Origin of the sequence: uncultured Microbulbifer sp. (genome assembly GCF_913055755.1) — a bacterium.
In the GTDB taxonomy this organism is placed as follows: Bacteria; Pseudomonadota; Gammaproteobacteria; order Pseudomonadales; family Cellvibrionaceae; genus Microbulbifer.
In genome coordinates, this window is the sequence record NZ_CAJXKH010000029.1 from 1 (window position 1) to 23,990 (window position 23,990).

Sequence of the window (23,990 nt, forward strand, 5' to 3'; positions counted from 1 at the left end):
GGGGCCACAGCTGGGGTAACAACGAAGGTGGCGTACGCTCCGATAATGGCCAGACCGACTCCGGTCTGACTACCAACTTCGACCAGCCGGGACTGCTGGATGGCGGTTACGGCGATCTGCCGAACGACCGTCGCCACACTGTAAAGGCCTTCGGTACTTACGCGTTTGATATGGGCCTGCGCATGGGCGCCAACTTCATGTGGCAGACTGGTCGCCCGCAGAACTGTTTCGGTATGCACCCGACTGACGGGTTTGCGCAGGCGTATGGTTCCGAGTCCTTCTACTGTCAGGGAGAGCTCGCTAAGCGTGCCAGCCAGGGTCGTACAGATACCTACTGGAATCTCGACCTGAATGCACAGTATCCGATCGAAATGGCAAACGGTCAGAAGCTGCTGCTGTCCATGGATATCTTCAATATCTTTGACAATGACACCGTTCTGGAGACTCAGGAGGTTGGCGACCTGGATGGCACTACCGCGCCGTACGAGTTCTATGGTATGCCGGTCTACTACCAAGAGCCTCGCAGCATCCGCTTCGGCGTTCGCTATGACTTCAACTGATCTGATTAGTTGAAATAAAACAATAAATCGCCGGTTGAATAACCCCAGATTATTCAACTGGAAATTCTCTCTTGCTTTAGCCAGCCTCTTTGGGGCTGGCTTTTTTGTTGCCTATTTTAAAAACAAAAAAAAGCCCGCAAATGCGGGCTTTTTTTAAGTCGCTGATAAAAAATCAGGTCTTGATCTTCTTGTACTGCATCCGGTGCGGCGTGGCATTTTCACCGTTGCGCGCCACGAAGTCCTCGTGGTACTCGGTGTAATTACCCTCAAAGAACACCACGTTGCTGTCGCCTTCATAGGCCAGGATGTGGGTCGCCACACGGTCCAGGAACCAGCGATCGTGCGAGATCACCATGGCGCAGCCGGGGAAGCTCAGCAGGGCTTCTTCCAGGGCGCGCAGGGTTTCGATATCCAGGTCGTTGGACGGTTCGTCCAGCAGCAGCACGTTGGCGCCCTGCTTCAGGGTATGGGCCAGGTGCAGGCGGCCGCGCTCACCACCGGACAGCTCGCCCACCCGCTTCTGCTGGTCGCTGCCCTTGAAGTTGAAGCGGCCGATGTAGTTGCGCGAACCCACTTCGTAGTTGTTGATCTTGAGGATGTCGTGGCCGTCGGAAATGCATTCCCACACGGTCTTGTTGTCGTCCAGGTTTTCGCGGCTCTGGTCGACGCTGGCGATCTGTACGGTTTCACCGATCTTGATCTCACCGGAGTCCGGCTTTTCGGTGCCGTTGATCATGCGGAACAGGGTGGATTTACCGGCGCCGTTACCGCCGACGATTCCCACGATGGCTCCCTTGGGGACGCGGAAAGACAGGTCGTCGATCAGTACGCGGTCACCGAACGCCTTGCTCACATGGCTCAGCTCGATCACATTGTCACCAAGGCGCTCACCGGGCGGAATGTAGATCTCGTTGGTCTCGTTGCGGGCCTGGAATTCCTGGGACTGCATCTCTTCCAGGCGGGACAGGCGCGCCTTGTTCTTGGACTGGCGGCCCTTCGGGTTCTGGCGCGCCCACTCCAGTTCTTTCTGCATCGCCTTGGCGCGGGCCTGCTCGCCTTTCTGCTCCTGTTCCAGGCGCTTCTCTTTCTGCTCCAGCCAGGTGGTGTAGTTGCCTTCCCACGGAATGCCGTGGCCGCGGTCCAGTTCCAGAATCCAGCCGGCCACATTGTCGAGGAAGTAGCGGTCGTGGGTAATGGCGACCACGGTGCCGTCGAAGTCGTGCAGGAAGCGCTCGAGCCAGTAGACACTCTCGGCGTCGAGGTGGTTGGTGGGTTCGTCCAGCAGCAGCATGTCGGGACGGGACAGCAGCAGGCGGCACAGGGCCACACGGCGCTTCTCACCACCGGACAGGTTGTTCACGTCCGCGTCCCACGGCGGCAGACGCAGGGCGTCGGCGGCCACTTCCAGACGGTGTTCCAGGTTGTGGGCGTCCCAGGCCTGGATCACGTCTTCATACTGTTGCTGCTTCTTGGCCAGGGCATCGAAGTCCGCGTCCGGCTCGGCGTAGTCCGCGTACACCTGTTCCAGGCCCTGGAGGGCGTCGATGGCTTCGCGCATGCCGTCTTCGACGTTGCCGCGGACGGTCTTGGCGGGATCCAGTTGCGGCTCCTGGGGCAGGTAGCCGACCTTGATGCCGGGCATGGCGCGAGCTTCGCCGTTATAGTCCTGGTCCACACCGGCCATGATGCGCAGCAGGGTGGATTTACCGGCACCGTTCAGACCCAGTACGCCGATTTTGGCGCCGGGGAAGAAGGACAGGGAAATATCTTTCAGAATCTCGCGCTTGGGCGGAACAACCTTGCCCACGCGGTTCATTGTGTATACGTATTCAGCCATTAGAGCTCGATTCCAGTCGGTCAGAATTTGCGCGCAAGTTAGCAGTTTGGTGGGAAAGTTCAACCTGCTGGTTCATGGTGTTTTTAGTGGTTTTTCCGGTGTCGACGCCCGCGCTTCGCCTGTCTCCTCTACACATGAAGTAAACCCGGTTGGAAGGGGGAGGTAATGCCACCACGGCCCCTTCTGTGTTTAACTTTGCCCCGAACAAGACAACCGGGAACCAGTATGACCCAGGAATCACCCCTTATCGTCGAACGTCAGGGCCCCGTCGGCAAACTGACGCTCAATCTGCCCAAAGCCCACAACGCCCTCAATCTCGACATGATCGACCTGATGGCCGCGCAACTGGATGAGTGGGAAAAGGACGAAAGTCTCGCCTGCGTCTGGATCGAAGGCGCCGGCGACAAGGCACTGTGTGCCGGTGGCGACGTGGTCGCGTTGCACCGGGAATCCGGCAGCTATGGCGATAATGGGGCCAGCCAGTTCGTGCAGGACTTCTTTACCCGCGAGTATCGCCTGGACTACCGCATCCACACCTATGCCAAGCCCATCGTTGTGTGGGGCAGTGGCATCGTCATGGGCGGCGGTATCGGCATTATGAGCGGTGCCAGCCACCGCATCGTCACCGAGACCACGCGCATGGCCATGCCGGAAATCAACATCGGCCTGTTCCCCGATGTGGGCGGCAGCTGGTTCCTGAACCGCATGCCCGGCCGCACCGGCCTGTTCCTGGGCCTCACCGGCGCGCAGTTTAACGGCACCGATGCGCTGTACTGCGGCATGGCCGACCGCCTGCTGCCCGCCGCCGGTAAAGACGACCTGCTGGCGGGGCTGCAGGCCCTCGACTTCAGTGCGGATCCGGCCCAGAACCATGTACTGGTGAGCAAGGCGATCCAGTCCCGTGAACTGCCAGCCGCCGGTCAGCCCGCCCCCAACCTGCGCACGCATTACGATGTGATCCAGGAACTCACCGACGGCGCGACCCTGCCGGAGGTATATGAAGCGATCGCGGCCTACAGCGGCGACGACAAATGGCTGCAGCGAGCGTCGGCCACCATGCGCGCGGGTTGCCCGCTTACCGCCTGGATCGTGTGGGAGCAGCTGCACCGGGCGCGGCATATGTCACTGGCAGACGTGCTGCGAATGGAGCTGACGCTGGCGGTGAACATGTGCAATAACGGTCAGGTAAAGGAAGGGGTGCGCGCACTGCTGATCGACAAGGATCGCAATCCGCAATGGCAGCCGGCGACGCTGGGGGAGGTGACTGCGGCGGAAGTGGAAGCCTGTTTCACCGCCCCCTGGAAAGTGAGTCCGCTGGCGGATCTTTGATTCGCCCGTGTAAAAAAACGCAGATGCAAAATAATAAATAACCGGAGCAGAAAGCATGGCAACAATCGAGAAAATCGCATTTTTCGGCCTCGGCCATATGGGTGGCCCGATGGCGGCCAACCTGGTTGCGGCGGGCTTTGAGGTGACCGCATTCGACCTGTCGGCGGCGGCGGTGCAACAGGCGGTGGCCAACGGATGCAAGCGCGGGGAAAGTGCGCAGCAGACGGTGGAAGGTGCCGATGTCGTCATCTTGATGCTGCCGAGCGGCGACGCGGTCAAGGGGCTGTACCTGGGGGCCCGCGGGATCCTGCAGGCGCTGGATACGGATGTGCTGGTGATCGATAGCTCCACCATCGCTGCCGGGGATGCACGCCAGCTGATCGCCGCTGCCGGAGACCGCGGTATCCGCGCCATCGATGCACCGGTTTCCGGTGGCACCGCCGCGGCCGCTGCGGGGACCCTGTCGTTTATGTGCGGCGGCGAGGCGGCAGCGGTCGAGTCGGCGAAGCCTTACTTGCAGGCCATGGGTGCGAATATCTTCCACGCCGGTGCGGCCGGTTCCGGGCAGGTGGCCAAGATCTGCAACAACATGCTGCTGGCCATCCATATGATCGGTACCGCCGAGGCGTTGCAGCTGGGGGTGGATAACGGGCTGGATCCGACAGTGCTGTCGGACATCATGCGCGCGAGTTCCGGCGGCAACTGGTCGCTGGAAAAATACAATCCGTATCCGGGAGTGATGGAGGGCGTGCCCGCTTCGCGCAACTATGAGGGTGGTTTTTCGGTGGCGCTGATGCTGAAGGACCTCGGCCTGGCGATGGATACCGCGGCCGGCAGTGCCTCCTCGACCCCGCTGGGGGCGCTGGCGAAAAACCTGTACCAGTTGCACGGTGGCGACACCGCCAATGCTGCGCTGGATTTCTCCAGTATCCAGAATCTTTTCCGTCGCCCCGCCGGGGACTGATTCTCAACAAGCCGACTCGACAACGGAAAGCCCGGTTTCAACGAGCCGGGCGTCGAGTTTTCTTGAGCCTGTTTGTACTCCGCGTTTGATTTGAATCAAAAGGGCCGGGAACTCCAGCCGCTAATCTGCAGCCGTCTCCATGGAGCGCCATACCAATAACGCTAATTAGCGTACCGGCGAGACGGAAGCCCTGATTCAAGACACGGAGATAAACATGAAAAAAGTGGCGCTCGGCACCGTTCTGGCCGCACTGATTTCCGGCCCTGTATTTGCCTACGATACCGGTGATTTCATTTTTCGCAGCGGTGCCATTACCGTCAGCCCGGATGTCAGCTCCAGTGCCCTGGCATTGGGGAGTGTTGCCCTCGATGGCACTGCCGCTGAGGTTGCTGACGGCACCGCACTGAGCCTGATCGGCACCTATATGCTGCGCGATCACTGGGGACTGGAAGTGATTGCCGCCACCCCGTTCAGTCACGACCTGGAAGTATCCGGGCTCGGGGAAACCTTCGACCTTGGCGAAACCAAACATCTCCCCCCGACCGTGATGCTGCAGTATTACCCGCTGCAAGCTTCCTCTTCTGTACAGCCGTATATCGGCCTGGGCCTGAACTACACCGCCTTTTTTGATGAAGAGGTCAGCGGTGAGGCCAATGCGGTATTCGCCACCCTGGGTGCCAGCGGCGATGCCGATCTGTCCCTGAAAAATTCCACCGGAATGGCCGCCGAGGCCGGAGTTGATATTGCCTTCGGCGCCGATCAGCGCTGGCTGCTGAACCTGGCGGTATGGTGGATGGATATTGATACCGAGGCCCGGGTCGACGTTCCCGGCGTGGGCAAGGTTGCCGCCGATGTGGAGCTGGACCCGCTGGTCTACAGTGCCGGATTCGGCTATCGCTTCTGATTGCCGCCCCAGCGTGCCGTGGCAGGGCTCCGCAGCGCGGAGCCCATCGAAAAGCCGGCGGCGATTGACATAAATCAAGCGCCGGCGGCAGGCCGCCGGGTAACTTACCCTGGTCCGCTCTCCACAGCATGATCCAGGATCAGAGGTTTTTCGCAGATGGACGACAAATTCGATAGCACCGTCACCCGCTCAACCCCATCCGCTGACCAGCCGGTTCCCGAGCTTTCGGCAGACCTGCTGGCGCGCTATGCGGGCCCCTGTCCGCGCTATACCTCCTATCCCACTGCGGACCGTTTTGTGCCCATGAGTGGCTCCGCAAGCGGCGACCAGCCGTGGGCGGCGCTGCAGGATGTGGAAACATTATCGTTGTATGTGCACATCCCGTTCTGCCGCTCCCTGTGCTATTTCTGCGCCTGCAACAAGATCATCACCCGCCAGTACGGGCTGGCCTCCAGTTACCTGGACAATGTGCTGAAGGAAGCGCAGTGGTATCGCGAGCGGGTGGCGCGGGCACCGGTGGTGCAGTTGCACCTCGGCGGCGGTACTCCCACGTTCCTCAACGATGGCGACCTGCGCCGGCTGGTCGAGGGGCTGGGAGAAATTTTCGACCTGCGCACCGGCGACGATGTGGAATACAGCATCGAGGCGGATCCGCGGGTACTTGAAAGCGAAACCCTGGATACCCTGCGGGACCTGGGTTTCAACCGCCTCAGCCTCGGCATTCAGGACTTCAATCCGGAGGTGCAGCGGGCGATCAACCGTATCTGCAGCCCGGAACAGGTGCAGGCGCTGACCGAGGGCGCCCGCGAGCGGGGCTTCGGCTCCATTTCCTACGACCTGATCTACGGCCTGCCGGGACAGAATGTCGCGAGCCTGGAAAAAACCATCGACAAGGTACTCGAGCTGGCACCGGACCGTATTGCCCTGTATCACTACGCGCACCTGCCGGAGCGCTTCAAGGCCCAGCGCCTGATCGATTCCGACCTGATGCCGTCGCCGTCCGAGAAAATCGCCATGCAGCTGGCGGCCAGCCGCCGCCTGACCGAAGCGGGTTATGTATTCCTCGGTATGGATCACTTTGCCCGCCCCGACGACGAAATGGCCCGGGCCGCGGCCGAGGGGCGCCTGGCGCGCAACTTCCAGGGCTATACCCTGATGCCCGCGGATGCCCTGGTGGGTCTCGGCGCTTCCGCCATCAGCTACAGCCGCGACGGCTACTGGCAGAACCACCACAGCCTGAAAGAATACGCCGGCGCCATCGCCGGGCCCGGTGAGGCCATCTGCCGCGGCTGGCAACTGAGTGCGGATGACCGCCTGCGCCAGTGGCTGATCATGGAGTTGATGTGCCATCTCCGCGTCGACAAGCGCGAGGTAGAGGCGCGCACCGGGCAGTCGTTTAGCCAGGGTTTCCGGGCGGAGCTCGCGCGCCTGCAACCGATGTTTGCCGACGGTTTGCTGGGGCAGAGCGACAGTGAGCTGTACGTGACCGAGCGCGGGCGCTGGTTCCTGCGCAACGCCGCTGCTGCCTTTGATGTCTATCTGCATGGCGCCGAACAGACCGCGCGGTACTCGCGGGTGCTTTAGGGGCGGGGAAGGGATACAATCTCCCTCCGAAATCAGCCTTAACCCTTCTATTTTTGTGGCGTTGCGGGATTCCGATGAAAGAGACTATTCCAGTCAGTTGTAGCAATTGCTCGGTGCGTCGTCTGTGCCTGCCGGTGGGGCTGAGCGAGCAGGATATCGAGCGCCTGGAACTGGTCACCCGCAAAAAGAAAATCATCAAGGCCGGCGAGGCCCTGTACCGCGCCGGCGATCCTTTCTCCAGCCTCTACGCGATCCGCTCTGGCAGTTTCAAGTCGGCGGTGATCGGTGCCGATGGCGATACCCAGGTTACCCACTTTGCCCTGCCGGGCGAGCTGCTGGGGCTCGACGCCTACAGCGGTGGTGTGCATCCGGGCTATGCCGAGGCACTGGAAGACAGCAGTGTCTGTGTACTGCCGTTTACCCAGCTGGAGAGTCTGGCGCAGGAAGTGCCGGCGCTGCAAAAGCAGATTTACAGTATTTTTTCCGAAGAGCTGAAGCAGGAAAATGAAGCGCTGTTGCTGCTGGGCAAGCGCTCCGCCGAGAGCCGGCTGGCGGCGCTGTTGATCAACATTTCCAGCCGTTATTCGCGCCGCGGTTATTCCGCCAGCGAGTTTGTGCTGTCCATGCCACGCATGGATATCGCCAATTATCTTGGCCTCACCGCGGAAACCGTCAGCCGCCTGATCTCCCGCTTCCAGAAGCAGGAGTTGATCAGTGTAAAAGGGCGTTCGGTTTCCATCCTCGACCTGGTCGCCCTCAGTGAACTGGCGGGCACGCACTGCAGTTACGAGAGCTAGAGTTACAGGAGCCCGGCCGCGGCTTACGCCTCGGCGGGCTCCGCCAGCTCCTCATATACGGATTCATACAGTCTTTTTACGCCGGTATTGAAGTGCATGCTCTGGCGTTGCTGAATCTTGTTCTGCACATCATCCCAGTCGTTCTCGGTCAGCATCTCGGCCACCAGCGGGAACAGGATTTCATTTTCCCTTTGCAGGTGGCGCCGCTGCAGCTCGATAAATTCCCGCGCGGCGCCGAACAGCTGCTCCCTTTCCACCGCGGCGTCGTTGGCGACGGCGTAAAACAGGCTGTTCATCTTGCGTGTGGCAACGGCAATCTGGTGGTGTTCCTTGAAGGTTCTGTTGATCACATCGCGAACGTCCACCGGTTTGCCCAGCAGCTGCTCGAACACCAGGTCTTCTACCGGGTGATGCCACTGGTCCGGGTAAACGGAAAGATAATCCAGTGCGTCCAGGATCATGGTCAGCGTTGCGGGATTGCGGTCCTGTTTTCCCAGTTGTTGTAGCAGCGTTTCGAATACGTCGAGCAGCCGTTGCATGTGTTTGTGGTCGCAGCAGAGCTGCCGGTAGATACTGTGCATATCGCACCTCCATCGCTGAGGTTGGGTACCGGTAACTCTATTGTTGTCCGCGCCCGCCAACGGCAATTGACCTGGATCAAGTTGGGGCGGGTTGAGGAGGGGGCAGGTGCCCCCGGCCTCGCGAATGCGGGCAGGGGCGGGCAAAACCACGCAGTTTTTACGTGGCCCGACAGCGAGAAGTCGGTCGGAAAAACGGTTCAGAAGAATCCGTTCAGAAAAAATAGTCTTCCAGTTCGATCTTTTCCCAGTCGTAGACTTGCTGCTCACCGCGGGCGGTGATCAGGCTGACTTTCTCTGCGGCGATGCACTGGGACCAGTCCACCTTGTTGATGTCCACCAGTTCCGCGTCGTTGCCCACACGCACGATGGCATCGTCCCATACCTGGGTGCATTCCTGCGGCACCTCGCCTTCGATGGCCAGCTGCTTGCCCACGTAGCGCCCGTATCGCAGCTGCGGCATGGCATTCAGGAAATACTTGTCATTCTGGCTCTGCAGATAGAACTTGCCGTCTTCCTCGACGACGGTGCCGCGCACGCTGACGGTTTCTACCGGATTGTTTGCACAAGCGGTGAGCATCAGTGTGGCAAGGCTGCCAATGGCCAGTGCGGCCAGGGATTTTTTGCAAATAGGCACAGTGGGTCCCCCTGTATCATTGTTGTAACGGTCGCCAGCCGGTTAAAGGTATTGTCGGCGGCGGCCGTCGAACCATAGCAACAGAATGGTTAAGGTCTGGTGACAGAAATGTTGCGGCCGGCAGCCGCCAGGGGATCCGGCCCCTGCTGGCGCTTTTTTCAACAATGCGCGTCACTGCTGCAACTTGAGCGAGGTGGGGCGCTGTATTGAATTTGTTTCACGTACACCCTTTGCACCGTCGCCTGCCCCTTGGTGTACAATGCGCGCCTTTCTGAGGTGGGGGACTGGTCAGACGGATCGGTATTCGCCCCCGTCGAGATTATGCTTAGTCGCTGTTAGCGCCTTACCCGAGGGAAAACCATGTTTGATAAATCAGTCACGCTTGCCTCTTACGATGCCGAAGTCTGGGATGCAATTCAGGAGGAAGACCGTCGCCAGGAAGAACACATCGAGCTGATCGCCTCGGAAAACTACACCAGCCCGCAGGTGATGGAAGCCCAGGGCTCCAGCCTGACCAACAAGTACGCGGAAGGCTACCCGGGCAAGCGCTACTACGGCGGCTGTGAATACGTGGACAAGGTGGAAACCCTGGCCATCGAGCGCGCCAAAGCGCTGTTTGGCGCCGATTACGCCAACGTCCAGCCCCACTCCGGCTCCCAGGCCAACGCCGCGGTCTACCAGGCCCTGTGCGCCCCGGGCGACACCGTACTGGGCATGAGCCTGGCCCACGGCGGCCACCTGACCCACGGCGCCAAGGTGAACTTCTCCGGCAAGATCTACAACGCGGTGCAGTACGGCCTGAACCCGGAAACCGGCGAGGTGGACTACGAGGAAGTGGAGCGCCTGGCGCTGGAACACAAGCCGAAGATGATCGTGGCCGGCTTCTCCGCCTACAGCCGCATCATGGACTGGGCCAGGTTCCGCGAGATCGCCGACAAGGTTGGCGCCTACCTGATGGTGGATATGGCTCACGTGGCCGGCCTGGTTGCAGCGGGCGTTTACCCGTCCCCGGTACCCCACGCCGACGTGGTGACCTCCACCACTCACAAGACCCTGCGCGGTCCCCGCGGCGGTATCATCATTGCCAAGGCCAATGAAGAGATCGAGAAGAAACTGAACAGCGCGGTATTCCCGGGCGGTCAGGGCGGCCCGCTGATGCACGTGATCGCGGCCAAGGCGGTTTCCTTCAAGGAAGCCATGACCCCGGAATACAAGGCCTACCAGAAGAAGGTGGTCGAGAATGCCCGCGCCATGGCGGAGACCTTCAAGGATCGCGGTATCAACATCGTTTCCGGTGGCACCGACGACCACCTGATGCTGGTGGACCTGATCGGCAAGGAATACACCGGTAAGGATGCGGACGAAGCCCTGGGCAACGCCAACATCACCGTGAACAAGAACGCGGTCCCCAACGACCCGCGCTCCCCGTTCATCACCAGCGGCCTGCGTGTGGGCACCCCGGCCATCACCACCCGCGGTTTCGGCGTGGAAGAGACCAAGCAGCTCACCAACTGGATCTGCGACGTGCTCGACGCGCTGGAGAAGGGCGATGCGCAAGGCACCATCGCGGAGGTGAAAGCCAAAGTACTGGAAATCTGTGCCAAGTTCCCCGTATACAAGGTGTAAGTAGGGCGGGGCAGCAGAAGGCTGTCCCGCAAGCACAATGTTCCGAGAAACGGCTCCATAGGGAGCCGTTTTTCGTTGTGGGGGATACAAAGCGGAGAAATGATCTGTATCGCTGTGAAATGGCGCGCGGTTTCTGGTTTAATACGCCACCTTCAAAGCCGAATTAAGCTTCGGTTTCTGCTTCGGCAGAATTGCGGCGCAGTTTTTGCACCGCACAGCGATAGCACCGGGATGTGCTGCTTAACGCCTCGTCACCCGCTACAGGGGGCGGGCAATTCGGATCCAAGCGGTTTCAGGGTTCGACGCTTCCGGCAGCGCGGGACTGCACTGCAGGGGCCTGAATGAACCGCGCAGCGCAGCTGCCGAGCGAGGGAATAGCATGCATCCGGTAATCCGCCAATTTGTTTCATGGTTTCTGCTGGTTGGGCTCTGTCAGTGCGTCCAGGCGAAAGAGTTGTACTTCGCCAACTGGTCGGAATACATCGCCGAAGACACCATTGCCGGGTTCGAAGCGGCGACCGGTATCAAGGTGCACTACTTCGAGTTCGACGATATCGAAGAGTTGGAGCAGGTGTGGCTGACAGACGGCCGCCAGTTCGACATCATCGTTCCCAGCTCCGACAACATCCCCGCCTACATCGCCGCCGGCAAATTGCAGAAGCTGGACCGCAACCGCATCGACGGCTGGTCCCGCAACGACCCCAAATTCATGCGGCGCCTGGAGCAGTCTGACCCGGGCAATGCGTATGCTTTCCCTTACCTGTGGGGCACCGTGGGTATCGGCTACAACGTCCAGGCGGTGGAGAAAGCTTTCGGTGGTGTGCTGCCGGAAGACAGCTGGAGCCTGCTGTTTGAGCCGGAAAACCTCAGCAAGCTCGACCACTGCAACGCCACCCTGATGCGCTCGCCGGAAGAAATCTTCGACGTTGCCCAGAACTACCTCGGCAAGGACCCCAACAGCATGAGCGTCGCGCACCAGTACCTGGTGGCGAACCTGCTGGCCAAGGTCCGCCTGTATATTACGGATTTCGATTCCGGCGAATACATGGAAGACCTGGCCAGCGGCAAGCGCTGTATCGCGCACGGCTGGAGCGGTGACGTGCTGGAGGCCCAGCGGCAGGCGGAGGAGGCCGGCAAGCCGTTCGACATCCGCTACATCATGCCGAAAGAGGGTTTCCCGCTGTGGGTCGATGTGGTTGCGATGCCCGCCAACGCGCAGAATGTTGACGCCGCCTATCAGTTCATCAATTACCTGATGCAGCCGAGCGTGATTGCCAAAATCAGCAATGAAACCCAGTACGCCAACGCTAACCTGGCGGCCCAGGAACTGGTGGATCCCGAGCTCCGCAACAACCCCATCGTTTACCCCGGCCCGGAAGTGATCGAGCGCACCTGGATCTCCTCTGCCACCAAACCCAATGTGCTGGCCCTGCGACAGAAGCTGTGGCAGCGGATTATCGAGCGCGAAGCGCTCTGACCTCTCTGGGCTCTCTGGCCTATAGCCGTGAGCCCGCTGGGGAGTGGGGATGCAGGCCTATTTGACTGTCGTGTGGTAAACTGCCGCGCAATTTCTGATAGGGCCCACTCTCCATGCACTGTCCTTTCTGCAGCGCAGATGAAACCAAAGTCGTAGACTCCCGCCTGGTGGCCGATGGCGACCAGGTGCGCCGTCGTCGCGAGTGCCTGCAGTGCCACGAGCGCTTCACTACCTTCGAGACCGCCGAACTGGTCCTGCCGCGGGTCGTCAAACAGAACGGCCAGCGCGAACCCTTCAACGAAGACAAGCTCCGCGCCGGCATCCAGCGCGCGGTAGAAAAACGCCCGGTCAGCACCGAGCGGGTGGAAGCTGCCGTTTCCCAGATCAAGCACGCCCTGCAGGCCACCGGCGAGCGCGAACTCCCCGCCATGCGTATCGGCGAGCTGGTGATGGAGCAGCTGCGGGAGCTGGACCAGGTAGCCTATGTGCGCTTCGCCTCCGTCTATCGCCGCTTTGAGGACGTCAGCGATTTCAGTGACGAAATCGAACGCCTCAACACCCGCGGCAAGTCCTCCACGGAATCCGGGGAGGCATGATGACGCCGAGAGAACTGATGGCCCGCGCCATTCAGCTGGCGGAGCGCGGCCTCTTTACCACCATGCCCAACCCCCGCGTCGGCTGCGTCATCGCCGACGAGCAGGGCAATATCCTCGGCGAGGGCTGGCACCAGCGCGCCGGCGAAGGACATGCGGAGGTGGAAGCGCTGAAGGCTGCCGGCGACAAGGCCCGGGGCAATATCGCCTACGTCACCCTGGAACCCTGCAGTCACAGCGGCAAGACCGGCCCCTGCACCGAGGCGCTGATCGCCGCCGGTGTGGCCAAGGTGGTGTACGGCATGCAGGACCCGAATCCGCAGGTCAGCGGGAATGGGTTACAAAAACTGCGCGATGCGGGCATTGAAGTGGAAGGTCCGTTGCTGGAAGAATCCTGCCGCGCGCTGAACCCCGGGTTTATCAAGCGCATGAGCCTGGGCCTGCCGCTGGTGCGGACCAAGTCGGCCATGAGCATCGACGGCCGTACCGCCATGGCCAGCGGCGAGTCCAAATGGGTCACCGGCCCCGCGGCCCGCGCCGATGTACAGCGCCTGCGCGCGCGCAGCTGCGCAATCGTTACCGGCGTCGACACGGTGCGCCACGACAACCCGAATATGAATGTGCGCGCCGACGAAATCGCCCTGGAGATGCTCGCCGCGGAAGCCGCGGCGGAAAAGCAGCCGCTGCGGGTGATCGTGGACAGCAAGCTGCGCACTCCCGCGAAAGCCTTTATTTTGCAGGGTGACGCCCCCACATTGGTGGTCACCACCAGTGGTGCCGACAGCGAGCGCAAGGCGCGGCTGCAAAAGGCTGGCGCCGAAGTCATTGAATTGCCGGCGGACCAGAATGGCCGGGTGCACCTGGGTGAGCTGCTGAAAGAGCTGGCGCGCCGGGAGTGCAACGAGGTGCTGGTGGAGAGCGGCGCGACCCTTTCGGGCGAGTTTATGTACCAGGGCCATGTGGACGAAATCATCGTCTATATGGCGCCCAAGATTCTCGGCTCCAGCGCGCGGCCGCTGTTCGAGCTGCCGATCGCGCGCATGGGCTCCATGCTGCCGATCACCATTACCGATATGCGCGCAGTCGGCCACGACTGGCGCATCACCGCAACGACCGATATAGAGCGCTGATGTTTACAGGAATCGTAGAGGCTGTTGGTGAGATTACCGCACTGCAACCCAGCGGCGGCGACCTGCGTGTGCGGGTAAAAACCGGCAAGCTGGATCTCTCCGACGTGAAACTCGGCGACAGCATCGCTACCAATGGGGTCTGCCTGACGGTGGTGGATCTGCCCGGCGACGGTTACTGGGCGGATGTGTCTGCAGAGACCCTGGCGGTTGCCACTGTGGGTAACTGGAAGCTGGGGGACAGGGTCAATCTGGAAAAGGCGCTCACCCCGCAGACCCGCCTCGGCGGTCATATGGTAAGTGGCCATGTGGATGGTATCGGCGAGGTGGTGTGGCGCAAGACCACCGCCCGCGCCGAGCAGTTCCGCCTGCGCGCCCCGGATGAGCTGGCCAAATATATCGCCCACAAGGGCTCGATTACCGTGGATGGCACCAGTCTGACGGTCAATGCGGTAGATGGCGCCGAATTCGAACTCACCATTGTGCCCCATACCATCGCGGAAACCGTGATCGGTGGCTATCAGGCGGGCAGCAAGGTGAACCTGGAAGTGGACCTGATTGCGCGCTACCTGGAGCGGCTACTCTTGGGAGATGCCGCCGCCAAGTCGAAGGAAGATGGGCTGACCATGGAATTTCTGGCCCAGCACGGGTTTTACAAGGCCTGATACCGAAGAATTGGGATAGTGGCTCCTGGCCACCGTGGTGGCGGCCCTGCCATCGGGTGACCATTTGCAGGACACGCCGTGAACCCATCCCTGGGGGCTCTTCGAAAAAGTCCCTTTTTTCGAAGGTCCTGCAAATGGTCACCCGATGTCAGCGCCTTCGCATCATGGGTGTGTGCCATGAATAGATTTCGAAAGGTGAGAGCATTGACCTCATCGAGCAAACTAGAGGTTTTATGGAACTGAATAGCGTTGAAGAACTGATCGACGATATCCGTCAGGGCAAAATGGTTATCCTGATGGATGACGAAGATCGCGAGAACGAGGGTGACCTCGTGATCGCCGCCGAGCAGGTGCGCCCGGAAGACATCAACTTCATGGCCACCCACGCCCGCGGCCTGATCTGCCTGACCCTCACCGGCGACCGCTGCGAACAGCTCGACCTGCCGCTGATGTCTCGCGACAACGGCGCCCAGTTCAGCACCAACTTCACCGTTTCCATCGAAGCCGCCGAGGGCGTTACTACCGGTATTTCTGCCGCCGACCGCGCGCGCACCATTCGCGCTGCCGTCGCCCGCAATGCCAAGCCGTCCGACATCGTGCAGCCCGGGCATATTTTCCCGATCAAAGCGCAGCCGGGCGGCGTACTGAGCCGCGCCGGCCACACCGAAGCGGGTTGCGACCTCGCGCGCCTGGCCGGTTTTGAACCCGCCGCTGCCATCGTCGAAATCATGAATGAAGACGGCACCATGGCGCGTCGCCCGGATCTGGAAAAGTTCGCGAAAGAACACAACCTCAAGATCGGTACCATCGCCGACCTGATCAACTACCGCGCCCTCAACGAGAAAACTGTCGAGTGCGTAAACGAGCGCAAGGTGCATACCGAGTTCGGTGAGTTCAAACTCCGCACCTACCTCGACAAGGCCCGTCGCGAACGCCACTTCGCGTTTTCGCTCGGCGATTTCACTCCGGAAGAGCCCACCCTGGTGCGGGTACACGTCGCCAGCACCCTGCGCGATGTTTTCAGCCTGCGCCGTGGCGATGAGAAGTTCGAACCCTGGACTTTCCGCAGCGCACTGAAAAAAGTCGCGGAAGAGGGCAAGGGTGTGGTTGTGGTGATCTGCCACAATGAAACCACCGAAGAGATCGAAGAGAGCATCGACTGGCTGATCAGCGGCAAGCAGCAGCGCCCGAGCCAGGACCTGGTATACAAACAGGTCGGCACCGGCTCGCAGATCCTGCGGGACCTGAAGGTGCGCAAGATGCGCCTGCTGAGCGCTCCGTTCAAATTCAGCGCCATCTCCGGTTTCGACCTGGAAGTGGAGGAGTATCTGAACGCAGACGAGATCTGAAAGATTTAAAAGCGGTTAGGAAAACTCAAAACTTCAAATCGAAGGCGGAGTGCCGGGGAAGGGTTTTCAGGAGCGTCGGCAACAGGATGTTGCCGCCGCAGCGCCCAGGGATGGGTTCACAGCGGTCCTGAAAACCCTTCCCCGGTGCTCTGCCGCCACTGCCCCAGTTCCGAAGCACCAAGTGGACTGACAGTGAACAAGCAGACAATGGAAAAATGACCATGAGCAATATCAAAGTGATCGAAGGGGATTTCGTAGGCAGCACCGGTAAGTACGCACTGCTGGTCAGCCGCTGGAACAGCTTTGTTGTAGAAAGCCTGAAGGACGGCGCACTGGATACCCTGCGTCGCAAAGGCATCAAAGAAGAAGATATCACCATCTACTACGCCCCCGGCGCCTTCGAATTCCCGCTCGCCGCGCAGAAAATTGCCGAAAGCAAAAAGTTCGACGCAGTGATTGCGCTGGGCGCCGTCATCCGCGGCGGCACCCCGCACTTCGAATACGTCGCCGGCGAATGTACCAAAGGCCTCGCCCAGGTATCCATGAACACCGGCATCCCTGTGACCTTTGGCGTACTCACCGTAGACTCCATTGAACAGGCCATCGAACGCTCCGGCACCAAAGCCGGCAACAAAGGCTGCGAAGCTGCGGAAACCGCCCTGGAAATGGTTTCCCTGCTGGGCAAAATCTGATTGAGACTGAACTGAGATGACCGTAACCGCATCCGCCCGCCGCAAGGCCCGTCACTACGCCATGCAGGCCCTGTACCAGTGGCAAATGGCCGGCGCCAGCCTGAACGCCATTGAAGCCGAGTTTCATGCCGACAACGACATGAGCAAAACCGACGTGGCCTACTTTCGCGAACTGTTCCACGGTGTAGCGAAAAACCTCGACGAAATCGAAGGCGCCTACAGCCAGTACCTCGACCGCGACGTGGAAGAACTGGACCCGGTGTCCCGCGCCCTGCTGCGCATGTCCACCTATGAATTGAAAAACCGTATCGACGTCCCCTACAAGGTCGTCATCAACGAAGCCGTCGCGCTGGCGAAAAAATTCGGTCCCACCGACGCCTTCAAATTTATCAACGGCATCCTCGACAAGGTTGCGGCCAAAGAGCGCAGCGTCGAAGTCAAAGCCGACAAAGGCTGATTGAGCAGCCATGGCCGGCCCCGGTGAATTTGAACTGATACGGGAATATTTCGCGTCCCGCTTTCAGGCCAATGCCCCGGGCGCCGGTGTCGAGCTGGGTATCGGCGACGACTGCGCCCTGCTCACGCCGCCGGCCGGCAAATTCCTCGCCACCAGTGTGGATACCCTAGTGGCCGGCGTGCACTTTCCGGCACAGGCAGACCCCTACCGAATTGCCAGCCGCGCGTTGCGGGTAAACCTCAGCGATCTTGCGGCCATGAACGCCACCCCCCTGTGGTTTACCCTCGCCCTCACACTGCCGGAAAGCAATGCCGAGTGGCTGGAAGGATTTGCCAGGGGCATCGCCGACACCGCGCACCTGTTCGATATTGCACTGGTTGGTGGCGATACCACCAAAGGGCCGCTCTCCATCACCATCCAGGTGACCGGCGCCAGCGAGCAGCCGCTGCGGCGCGATGGCGCGGGCGCGGGCGACAGTGTCTTTGTCAGCAACACCCTGGGGGCTGCCAGCGCGGCGCTGCCCATTCTGCTCGGCGAATATCGCGCTGGCGAAGCGCAGAAGCAGCAGGCTGAGGAAGCTTTTTATTTCCCGCAGCCACAATTCGAACTGGTGCAGAAGCTGGCGGGTTACGCCAGTGCCGGCCTGGATATCTCCGACGGCCTGTTGGCGGACCTGGGGCATATCTGCAACGCCAGTCATCTGGGCGCACAGCTGGAACTGGAAAAAGTGCCGGTAGCGGAACTGGCACGGAGTGTGAACCCGGCAACCGCACTGGAAACCGCGGTGACCGGTGGCGACGATTACCAGCTGTGCTTTACCGTGCCGGAAAGGCATCTCGACGCGGTTGCACAACTTGACCTGCCGGTGACCGCCATTGGCCGCATGAGTGCAGGTTCCGGCATCCAGTGCCGTTTCAACGGCGCGCCCTGGCAGGCAGGACACGCCGGCTACCGGCATTTCTGACCGGTTGGGAAAGGATCACAAAAGGATCGCTATGACCCCGACATTTTCACAACTTCTGCGCAGCCCGGTACTGTTCCTGGCCTTCGGCTTCGGTTCCGGTCTCGCCAAGAAAGCGCCGGGCACCTTCGGTACCGTCGCCGCCATTCCCCTGTGGTGGGGCATGCAGTTCCTGTCGCCGGCGATGTATCTGGCGGTGGTGGCGGTAGCGTCGGTGTTTGGCTGTTACCTGTGCGGCGCCGCGTCGAAAAAACTCGGGGTGCACGACCACGGCGGCATCGTGTGGGACGAATTTGTCGGCTACTGGATCACCATGTTTCTCGCCCCCGCGGGCTGGCTGTGGGCACTGTACGGCTTTGTACTGTTCCGCATCTTCGATATCGCCAAGCCGCAGCCCATCGGCTGGGCCGACCGCCGGGTGCACGGTGGTCTGGGGATCATGCTGGACGATATACTGGCGGGCATCTATGCCGCGCTGGTGCTGCAGGGCACCGCACTGGCCCTGAGTATGTTTTGAGGCAGGACGCCAATGAAGACATTCGCCGCAATACTCACCGTGATGCTCGCCATTGCCGCCCAGGCTGCAATGGCACAGGACGTGCGCCTGAAAGCCATCTTCGGCAGCAGCGCCATGTTCGAGATTGACGGCAAGCAGCGGCTGCTTAAATCCGGCAAAACCTCGCCCGAGGGCGTGCAACTGGTTTCCGTTACCAGTGACTATGCCCTGGTAAAGATCAATGGCCACCAGCAACGCCTGACCCTGGCGGCGCCGGTAGCGGCCAGCTATGCGACGGCAGAGAAGGCGGAAGTGCGCCTGGTTCCCGACAGCCGCGGCCACTACAGCACTACCGCCTGGGTCAACGGTCGCCAGATCCCGGTGATGGTGGATACCGGCGCGACCAGCATCGCTTTCAATTACCCCACCGCGCGCAAACTGGGGCTGGACCTCACCCGCGCGCAACCGATGACGGTCTCCACTGCCAGCGGTGTGGAAAAGGCCTATCGCCTGCAACTGGACCGGGTCACCATCGGCGGTATCACGGTGCACAATGTAGAGGCGACGGTGCTGGGCAATGATTTCCCGCAAATTACTTTGCTGGGTAACAGTTTTTTGAGTCGCGTGGATATGCAGCAACGGGATGGTCTGTTGCTGCTGCGCGCGCGCAATTGATGGATTGACGAGGTATCAGTTTGACCATTCGCTATGTTGAATCCTCCAAGCTGCCCACTTCCTGGGGCATGTTTGAGATGCATGGTTTTGAGGAAGTGGAAACCGGCAAGGAGCATGTTGCCCTGACCATGGGCGACCTGGATACCGATGAGCCGGTGCTGGCCCGTATCCATTCGGAGTGTCTGACGGGGGATGCGCTGTTTTCCCTGCGTTGTGATTGCGGTGCGCAGTTGCAGTATGCGTTGCACCGGATTGCTACGGAAGGCCGTGGTGTGGTGTTCTATTTGCGTCAGGAAGGGCGTGGTATCGGTCTGCTGAACAAGATTCGCGCGTATAAGTTGCAGGATTGTGGGGCGGATACGGTGGAGGCGAATGAGCAGTTGGGATTCGGTGCGGATATGCGCGATTACTCGATCCTTAAGCCGATGATCGACCACCTGGGTATCAAGGCCATCCGTCTGATGACAAATAACCCGAGAAAGGTGAAGGCGCTGGAAGATCTCGGTGTGACCGTTACCGAACGATTGCCACACCAGAGCGGCCGCAATCCCCATAACCTGAATTACCTTTCCACCAAAAAGGGCAAACTGGGTCATCTCTTCGACGACGAAGAAAGCTCGGAGTCGTAATTAAAAATCCGCGTATAAAGGTTCGGTAAATCTCAAAAGTCCGAATCGAAGGCCCCAGTAGCGGGGCCGCCTCGTAACTCTCTACGTAGCTCTCCGGTCCCGGAGTCTCGCGCTCAGAAGGCCTACGGTGGCGAGCTTGCTACCGGTGGCTATATGCGAGACACGCCGTAAACCCATCCCTGGGGGCTCTTCTAAAACATCCCTGTTTTAGAAGGTCTCGCATATAGCCCCCGGCAGCAAGCTCTTCGCTTTTGGTTTCGTACTTCGCTAGAAGCTTAAGAGAAAGGATTTTAAGAAGCTGAAAATACTATTTAGCTTATCTTCTTTCTCTTTTTTCAACTGCTCGATTTTCCCCTTTAACTTCTCTTTCACTGCCTCGTGCCGGCCCTGCACGAACACGGCAGTCGCGCGTCCCGGCAGAGTGAAAGTACCCGTATTGGGATCAAACGATGCGCCACGCAGCGCCGGGTCGGCGGAGTGGCGCTGTAGTGGGTGCAGCTTCAGGTGTTTGCCAGAGAGGGCTGCATTGGAGAAGGTTACGGTTTCCTTATCACCGTTGAACAGCACAACGATACGTTGGTAGTAGCGGTCGATGTCACCTTCGCTGTCTTCAAGTTGCATCGCAATCAGACCCGGAACCTGTTCGGGGCCGGTGTTGAGGAAGCTCAGGTGATTCTGGATTTCCTCACCAGTGGTCAAACGGAACAGCGGGGAGCTGCTGCGGATGGCCAGTTGCTCGCGGAAGATCGACGCGGTGAGTTTGCGGTGGGCCTTTTGTGGTGCCAGGTCAGGATTGGCCAGCAGCGGTTGCATGATCCACCAGCTGTCCTGGTTCTTGTCCGCCACCGGCAGGCCCTTGCCCCAGTTGCCTTGTTCAAAACTGAAATCCAGCGCATTGAACCAGTCGCCGGAATTGTAACTATCCCGATCCATCGACTTGGAGCGCAGGAAGTCCTGGCCGGCGTGGATAAACGGCACTCCCTGGGCAAACAGCAGCAGTGAATTGCTGAACGCCTGGATGCGCGCGCGGTCTTCGATGGTGGCGGTGCTGTTGGCTTTGATCTGGATGCCGTCGAACAGGGTTTCGTTGTCGTGGGCGGCGATGTAGTTGATGGATTCCTGCGGGTCTTCGGTGTAGCCGGTGGGCTGGCCGTTGTAGACCAGGGCTTCGCCGGTGGTCTGGTTGCCGTGGGAATCGGTGAAGGTGTATTGCTTGAGGTTGCCGGCGAGGGATACGCGGACCTTGTCCGCAAGGGTCAGTAATGTCTGGCGCTCGTCCCCCCAAAACTTTCCATTGCTGTCGGTAAACAGCCCGGTGCCGAACCCCTGTTCCTCAAAGCCGCCGAACGGGTTGCCGCCGCGCACGCTGTCGCGCAGGCGGTCGTTGAAGGTGCCGATACCGGTGCCGGCCATATTGCCCTGGCGGGCCTGCTTGAAGCGGGCGTCGTTGGCGACTTCACCGAAGTTCCAGCCCTCGCCGTAGAGGTAGATCGATTTGCCGTCCACTCCGGCGTTCTCCGGTGTGAGCTTGTCGAGCATGGCGCGGGTGTTGTGCAGGTTGGCGAGGCTGTGGTGGCCCATCAGGTCGAAGCGGAAGCCGTCTACCTTGTAGTCTTTTGCCCACACTTCCATGGAGTCGAGCATCAGTTTTTCCATCATGCGGTGTTCGCTGGCGGTGTTGGCGCAGCAGCTGCTCATTTCCACGTCGCCGTCATTGTTGCGGCGCTGGTAGTAGCCGGGAACGATTTTGTCGAGCACCGAATTCTTGTACTGGCCGTAAGAACTGGTGTGGTTGTAGACCACATCCATGACGACGCGCAGGCCAGAGCGGGACAGTCCCTGCACCATTTCGCGGAATTCGCGGATGCGGGCGGGGCCGTTCGCGTCGGTGGCGTAGCTGCCTTCCGGGACTGTGAAATGCAGCGGGTCGTAACCCCAGTTGAAACCGTCGCTATCGCGGATGGCATTGACTGCTGCCTGCTGTTCGCTGCTGTCTGCCGCGTAACTGGTTAAGTCTCCGGGCTGCTGTTGTGCCGCCTTGTCTTCATTGACGGTGGCGAAGTCGAATGCCGGCAGCAGGTGGATATGGGTCATGCCCGCGTTGGCGAGCTTTTTCAAATGGTGCATGCCGTCGCTGTTGTGGCGGGCGAAGGCCTTGAAGGTGCCGCGCTCCGCCTCTGGCACGGTTTCATCCCCAATGGAAAAATCGCGCACGTGCAGTTCGTACAGGGAAATATCTTCCGGGTTTTGCAGGCGCGGTTTGTGCAGCCGCTGCCAGCCTCGGGGCTGCAGGTCGCGGTCATCCAGGTTGATTACCTGGCTCTTGCCGCTGTTGCGGGACAGGCTCAGGGAGTAGGGATCGGTCACCAGGTTGGTTTCCACCGCATCGGAGAAATAGGAAAAAACTTCGACCTCGTACAGGTAGTAGGCGCGATCCCACTCCTTGCCGACACTGGCCTGCCAGGCGCCGCCGGCGCGGTACATGGGGACGATCATGTCTGCGGTGTCGGACTGCGGATCGGTGAACAGGTGCAGTTTGACGGAACGCGCGGTGGGTGCCCAAAGCCTGAAGTCGACGCTGTTGGCATTCACCGCAGCACCCAGCTCGCCGTCGTAGTAAAACTGGTCGTCGAGTACCCCCGCCAGTTGAATGCCGGTGGCATCTTTCAGGTTGCCGTCGCGGTCGAAAAGGGCGAGCGCCAGCTGTCCGCTAACCAGCTGTGCCAGGTCGACATCGTCTGTCAGAGCAAAGGCGGTCTGGTCCGCGAGGTGCGGGAACTGCTGCCGGGTTGCGGCAGGCAGTGCGGCGTCGGCCTGCAGCAGGTACTCCGCATCCGCGGCAATACCCTCCGGCGTAATCTGCAGGTTGCCGTCAGCGCTGATCAACAGTTTGACCTGATCGTCTTCTGCGGGACTGATATTCCACGCAAAGTGGCCGGCATCCAGCCAGTGGGCTTTTTCCCGGGTGAGGTCGCCGCGGGGAATGCCATTGGTGCTGACGGTGACCTGCCTGCTGGCGGGATCAAATGCGAAATAGATTTCATCGCCATCTTCGGCGACGGTAAATGGCACGTTGCCGCCGTTGTTGCCGTAGCTTTCGCTCCAGCCTTCGTTCAGCGCGACCTTGAATTCGTAATCACCGGAGGCAATGCCGTTGGTGAGGAAGGTATAGATGCCGTCGCCATCGCTGTCCTGCATCCAGCTGCGCAGGCAATCCGGCTGCCAGTCACCGGGACAGCCCAGCTGCCACTGGAAGTTGCCGGCGACTGTGGCAATGGTGCTGTTCACGTTGTCGGTAATCCAGTGGCTCTCATGGTCGTAGTAAAACTTTACCTCGCGACCTTCACTTAACTGCAACGGAATATTGCCGCCGTCGCGGTAGCCGTTCACGCCGTAGTTTTCGTCCCAGCTGCCGTTGAGCGCGGCCTTGTACTCCCAGTTCCCCGCGGGAACCTGAAACTTGCCCTGCCATTTGTCGTCGTCGGCGTGGTATTGCAGCAGGGTGGCGGCGCACTCCGGCTGCCAGTCACCGGGGCAACCGAGCACGCTCTGCAGGTTGCCGGGTATATTTACCTGGGACGGGTCCGGCGTATCGGCAGCAGAGGCGTGATTCGTGTGGAAAACGGCTTGTGACAGGAGGCTGGCGGCCAGGATCAGGCCGGCGGACTTCGCTTGCATGGGAATTCTCTCTGGGCTGTTTGTTGTTATTCACATCGAGACGGGGGCATCGCTTCCCCCGCGACCATTGGACGGGACTTGGCTGCCGGTTACCTCCTCCCCGGGGGAGGGTGAAGGAAATGCGCGCCAGAGGTAGGCGGCTTTGGGGCGACGGGTTCAGATGGAAAAAGTGACTGTGAGCGGTTCTCGATGTAACAAACCTTTCACAAAAGCTTCATGGCAGCGAAACGGGTAAACGCGAATCTATACGTGAGCAAGATGCAGATCTCGCACAAAGCCCAGGAAGGGCAAATCAGTCACTTATGGAGTGCGCGATCAGTTTGTGTGTCTATACTCATTGACATCCGATTGCTGCAGGTCGAGAAAGGTGATGCA

General features: G+C 60.3%; 21 protein-coding genes and 1 pseudogene. 18 read left to right on the forward strand and 4 right to left on the reverse strand.

Going from position 1 to position 23,990, the window contains the following annotated elements:
* Window positions 1–560: pseudogene (locus QZ511_RS07000) on the forward strand (TonB-dependent receptor); the annotation flags it as partial.
* Between the two features lie 172 nt (window positions 561–732).
* On the opposite strand, the gene ettA reads toward QZ511_RS07000, so the two are convergent.
* Window positions 733–2,397, reverse strand: a complete 1,665-nt coding sequence (ettA, locus tag QZ511_RS07005; protein WP_295801005.1) for an energy-dependent translational throttle protein EttA — start codon at window positions 2,395–2,397, stop codon at window positions 733–735.
* A gap of 225 nt (window positions 2,398–2,622) precedes the next feature.
* Here ettA and QZ511_RS07010 point away from each other — a divergent pair, with 225 nt between their 5' ends.
* The 5 genes from QZ511_RS07010 (at window position 2,623) to fnr (ending at window position 7,975) form a co-directional block, all read left to right on the forward strand.
* Window positions 2,623–3,726: an enoyl-CoA hydratase/isomerase family protein gene (locus QZ511_RS07010; protein WP_295801008.1), complete on the forward strand. Its 1,104-nt coding sequence runs from the start codon at window positions 2,623–2,625 to the stop codon at window positions 3,724–3,726.
* 55 nt (window positions 3,727–3,781) lie between these two features.
* A complete protein-coding gene (mmsB, locus tag QZ511_RS07015; RefSeq protein WP_295801011.1) occupies window positions 3,782–4,690 on the forward strand; it encodes a 3-hydroxyisobutyrate dehydrogenase in 909 nt (302 codons plus the stop codon).
* Window positions 4,691–4,904: 214 nt separating this feature from the next.
* Complete coding sequence (locus QZ511_RS07020; protein WP_295801012.1) at window positions 4,905–5,594, forward strand: OmpW family outer membrane protein; 690 nt, start codon at window positions 4,905–4,907, stop codon at window positions 5,592–5,594.
* Between the two features lie 156 nt (window positions 5,595–5,750).
* Window positions 5,751–7,178, forward strand: coding sequence for an oxygen-independent coproporphyrinogen III oxidase (hemN, locus tag QZ511_RS07025; protein WP_295801015.1), 1,428 nt, complete (start codon window positions 5,751–5,753; stop codon window positions 7,176–7,178).
* Window positions 7,179–7,252: 74 nt separating this feature from the next.
* Window positions 7,253–7,975: a fumarate/nitrate reduction transcriptional regulator Fnr gene (gene fnr / locus QZ511_RS07030; protein WP_295801018.1), complete on the forward strand. Its 723-nt coding sequence runs from the start codon at window positions 7,253–7,255 to the stop codon at window positions 7,973–7,975.
* A gap of 23 nt (window positions 7,976–7,998) precedes the next feature.
* Here the strand turns inward: fnr and QZ511_RS07035 are convergent, their stop codons facing one another.
* Both QZ511_RS07035 and QZ511_RS07040 read right to left on the reverse strand, forming a co-directional pair.
* Window positions 7,999–8,556: a hemerythrin domain-containing protein gene (locus QZ511_RS07035; RefSeq protein ID WP_295801019.1), complete on the reverse strand. Its 558-nt coding sequence runs from the start codon at window positions 8,554–8,556 to the stop codon at window positions 7,999–8,001.
* Between the two features lie 211 nt (window positions 8,557–8,767).
* Window positions 8,768–9,190, reverse strand: a complete 423-nt coding sequence (locus QZ511_RS07040) for a hypothetical protein (protein WP_295801023.1) — start codon at window positions 9,188–9,190, stop codon at window positions 8,768–8,770.
* Between the two features lie 360 nt (window positions 9,191–9,550).
* Here QZ511_RS07040 and glyA point away from each other — a divergent pair, with 360 nt between their 5' ends.
* From glyA to ribA, 12 genes are all read left to right on the forward strand, one after another.
* Window positions 9,551–10,816, forward strand: coding sequence for a serine hydroxymethyltransferase (glyA, locus tag QZ511_RS07045; RefSeq protein ID WP_295801025.1), 1,266 nt, complete (start codon window positions 9,551–9,553; stop codon window positions 10,814–10,816).
* Between the two features lie 379 nt (window positions 10,817–11,195).
* Window positions 11,196–12,293 carry an extracellular solute-binding protein gene (locus QZ511_RS07050; RefSeq protein WP_295801027.1) on the forward strand — a complete coding sequence of 366 codons (1,098 nt, stop codon included), beginning with the start codon at window positions 11,196–11,198 and terminating at the stop codon, window positions 12,291–12,293.
* Window positions 12,294–12,406: 113 nt separating this feature from the next.
* Complete coding sequence (gene nrdR / locus QZ511_RS07055; RefSeq protein ID WP_295801030.1) at window positions 12,407–12,889, forward strand: transcriptional regulator NrdR; 483 nt, start codon at window positions 12,407–12,409, stop codon at window positions 12,887–12,889.
* Window positions 12,886–14,016: a bifunctional diaminohydroxyphosphoribosylaminopyrimidine deaminase/5-amino-6-(5-phosphoribosylamino)uracil reductase RibD gene (gene ribD / locus QZ511_RS07060; RefSeq protein ID WP_295801033.1), complete on the forward strand. Its 1,131-nt coding sequence runs from the start codon at window positions 12,886–12,888 to the stop codon at window positions 14,014–14,016. Before nrdR ends, ribD begins: the two co-directional genes overlap by 4 nt.
* The gene (locus QZ511_RS07065) at window positions 14,016–14,678 is read left to right on the forward strand and encodes a riboflavin synthase (protein ID WP_295801036.1); all 663 of its coding nucleotides are present in this window, start codon (window positions 14,016–14,018) and stop codon (window positions 14,676–14,678) included. Before ribD ends, QZ511_RS07065 begins: the two co-directional genes overlap by 1 nt.
* A gap of 233 nt (window positions 14,679–14,911) precedes the next feature.
* The gene (gene ribBA / locus QZ511_RS07070) at window positions 14,912–16,027 is read left to right on the forward strand and encodes a bifunctional 3,4-dihydroxy-2-butanone-4-phosphate synthase/GTP cyclohydrolase II (RefSeq protein WP_295801038.1); all 1,116 of its coding nucleotides are present in this window, start codon (window positions 14,912–14,914) and stop codon (window positions 16,025–16,027) included.
* A gap of 221 nt (window positions 16,028–16,248) precedes the next feature.
* The gene (gene ribE / locus QZ511_RS07075) at window positions 16,249–16,719 is read left to right on the forward strand and encodes a 6,7-dimethyl-8-ribityllumazine synthase (protein WP_161857496.1); all 471 of its coding nucleotides are present in this window, start codon (window positions 16,249–16,251) and stop codon (window positions 16,717–16,719) included.
* A 16-nt stretch (window positions 16,720–16,735) separates the two neighbouring features.
* Entirely contained in the window at window positions 16,736–17,176 is a 441-nt protein-coding gene (gene nusB / locus QZ511_RS07080; RefSeq protein WP_295801045.1) for a transcription antitermination factor NusB, read from the forward strand.
* A 10-nt stretch (window positions 17,177–17,186) separates the two neighbouring features.
* On the forward strand, window positions 17,187–18,140 hold the full coding sequence (gene thiL / locus QZ511_RS07085) for a thiamine-phosphate kinase (RefSeq protein ID WP_295801047.1): 954 nt from the start codon (window positions 17,187–17,189) through the stop codon (window positions 18,138–18,140).
* A gap of 31 nt (window positions 18,141–18,171) precedes the next feature.
* Window positions 18,172–18,654: a phosphatidylglycerophosphatase A gene (locus tag QZ511_RS07090; protein WP_295801050.1), complete on the forward strand. Its 483-nt coding sequence runs from the start codon at window positions 18,172–18,174 to the stop codon at window positions 18,652–18,654.
* 12 nt (window positions 18,655–18,666) lie between these two features.
* Window positions 18,667–19,308, forward strand: coding sequence for a TIGR02281 family clan AA aspartic protease (locus tag QZ511_RS07095; RefSeq protein ID WP_295801051.1), 642 nt, complete (start codon window positions 18,667–18,669; stop codon window positions 19,306–19,308).
* Window positions 19,309–19,328: 20 nt separating this feature from the next.
* Window positions 19,329–19,937, forward strand: coding sequence for a GTP cyclohydrolase II (ribA, locus tag QZ511_RS07100; protein ID WP_295801053.1), 609 nt, complete (start codon window positions 19,329–19,331; stop codon window positions 19,935–19,937).
* A 267-nt stretch (window positions 19,938–20,204) separates the two neighbouring features.
* Here the strand turns inward: ribA and pulA are convergent, their stop codons facing one another.
* Complete coding sequence (pulA, locus tag QZ511_RS07105) at window positions 20,205–23,615, reverse strand: pullulanase-type alpha-1,6-glucosidase (protein ID WP_295801057.1); 3,411 nt, start codon at window positions 23,613–23,615, stop codon at window positions 20,205–20,207.
* Window positions 23,616–23,990 lie beyond the last annotated feature (375 nt).

Excerpts from the sequence above, each read along its gene's own strand:
- QZ511_RS07090 (WP_295801050.1), top strand. The coding sequence starts at position 18,172 with ATGACCCCGACATTTTCACAACTTCTGCGCAGCCCGGTACTGTTCCTG.
- glyA (WP_295801025.1), top strand. The coding sequence starts at position 9,551 with ATGTTTGATAAATCAGTCACGCTTGCCTCTTACGATGCCGAAGTCTGG.
- ettA (WP_295801005.1), bottom strand. The coding sequence starts at position 2,397 with ATGGCTGAATACGTATACACAATGAACCGCGTGGGCAAGGTTGTTCCG.
- QZ511_RS07035 (WP_295801019.1), bottom strand. The coding sequence starts at position 8,556 with ATGCACAGTATCTACCGGCAGCTCTGCTGCGACCACAAACACATGCAA.
- hemN (WP_295801015.1), top strand. The coding sequence starts at position 5,751 with ATGGACGACAAATTCGATAGCACCGTCACCCGCTCAACCCCATCCGCT.
- QZ511_RS07020 (WP_295801012.1), top strand. The coding sequence starts at position 4,905 with ATGAAAAAAGTGGCGCTCGGCACCGTTCTGGCCGCACTGATTTCCGGC.
- QZ511_RS07050 (WP_295801027.1), top strand. The coding sequence starts at position 11,196 with ATGCATCCGGTAATCCGCCAATTTGTTTCATGGTTTCTGCTGGTTGGG.
- ribD (WP_295801033.1), top strand. The coding sequence starts at position 12,886 with ATGATGACGCCGAGAGAACTGATGGCCCGCGCCATTCAGCTGGCGGAG.
- nrdR (WP_295801030.1), top strand. The coding sequence starts at position 12,407 with ATGCACTGTCCTTTCTGCAGCGCAGATGAAACCAAAGTCGTAGACTCC.
- pulA (WP_295801057.1), bottom strand. The coding sequence starts at position 23,615 with ATGCAAGCGAAGTCCGCCGGCCTGATCCTGGCCGCCAGCCTCCTGTCA.
- ribE (WP_161857496.1), top strand. The coding sequence starts at position 16,249 with ATGAGCAATATCAAAGTGATCGAAGGGGATTTCGTAGGCAGCACCGGT.
- nusB (WP_295801045.1), top strand. The coding sequence starts at position 16,736 with ATGACCGTAACCGCATCCGCCCGCCGCAAGGCCCGTCACTACGCCATG.
- QZ511_RS07010 (WP_295801008.1), top strand. The coding sequence starts at position 2,623 with ATGACCCAGGAATCACCCCTTATCGTCGAACGTCAGGGCCCCGTCGGC.
- QZ511_RS07065 (WP_295801036.1), top strand. The coding sequence starts at position 14,016 with ATGTTTACAGGAATCGTAGAGGCTGTTGGTGAGATTACCGCACTGCAA.
- mmsB (WP_295801011.1), top strand. The coding sequence starts at position 3,782 with ATGGCAACAATCGAGAAAATCGCATTTTTCGGCCTCGGCCATATGGGT.
- QZ511_RS07095 (WP_295801051.1), top strand. The coding sequence starts at position 18,667 with ATGAAGACATTCGCCGCAATACTCACCGTGATGCTCGCCATTGCCGCC.
- thiL (WP_295801047.1), top strand. The coding sequence starts at position 17,187 with ATGGCCGGCCCCGGTGAATTTGAACTGATACGGGAATATTTCGCGTCC.
- fnr (WP_295801018.1), top strand. The coding sequence starts at position 7,253 with ATGAAAGAGACTATTCCAGTCAGTTGTAGCAATTGCTCGGTGCGTCGT.
- ribBA (WP_295801038.1), top strand. The coding sequence starts at position 14,912 with ATGGAACTGAATAGCGTTGAAGAACTGATCGACGATATCCGTCAGGGC.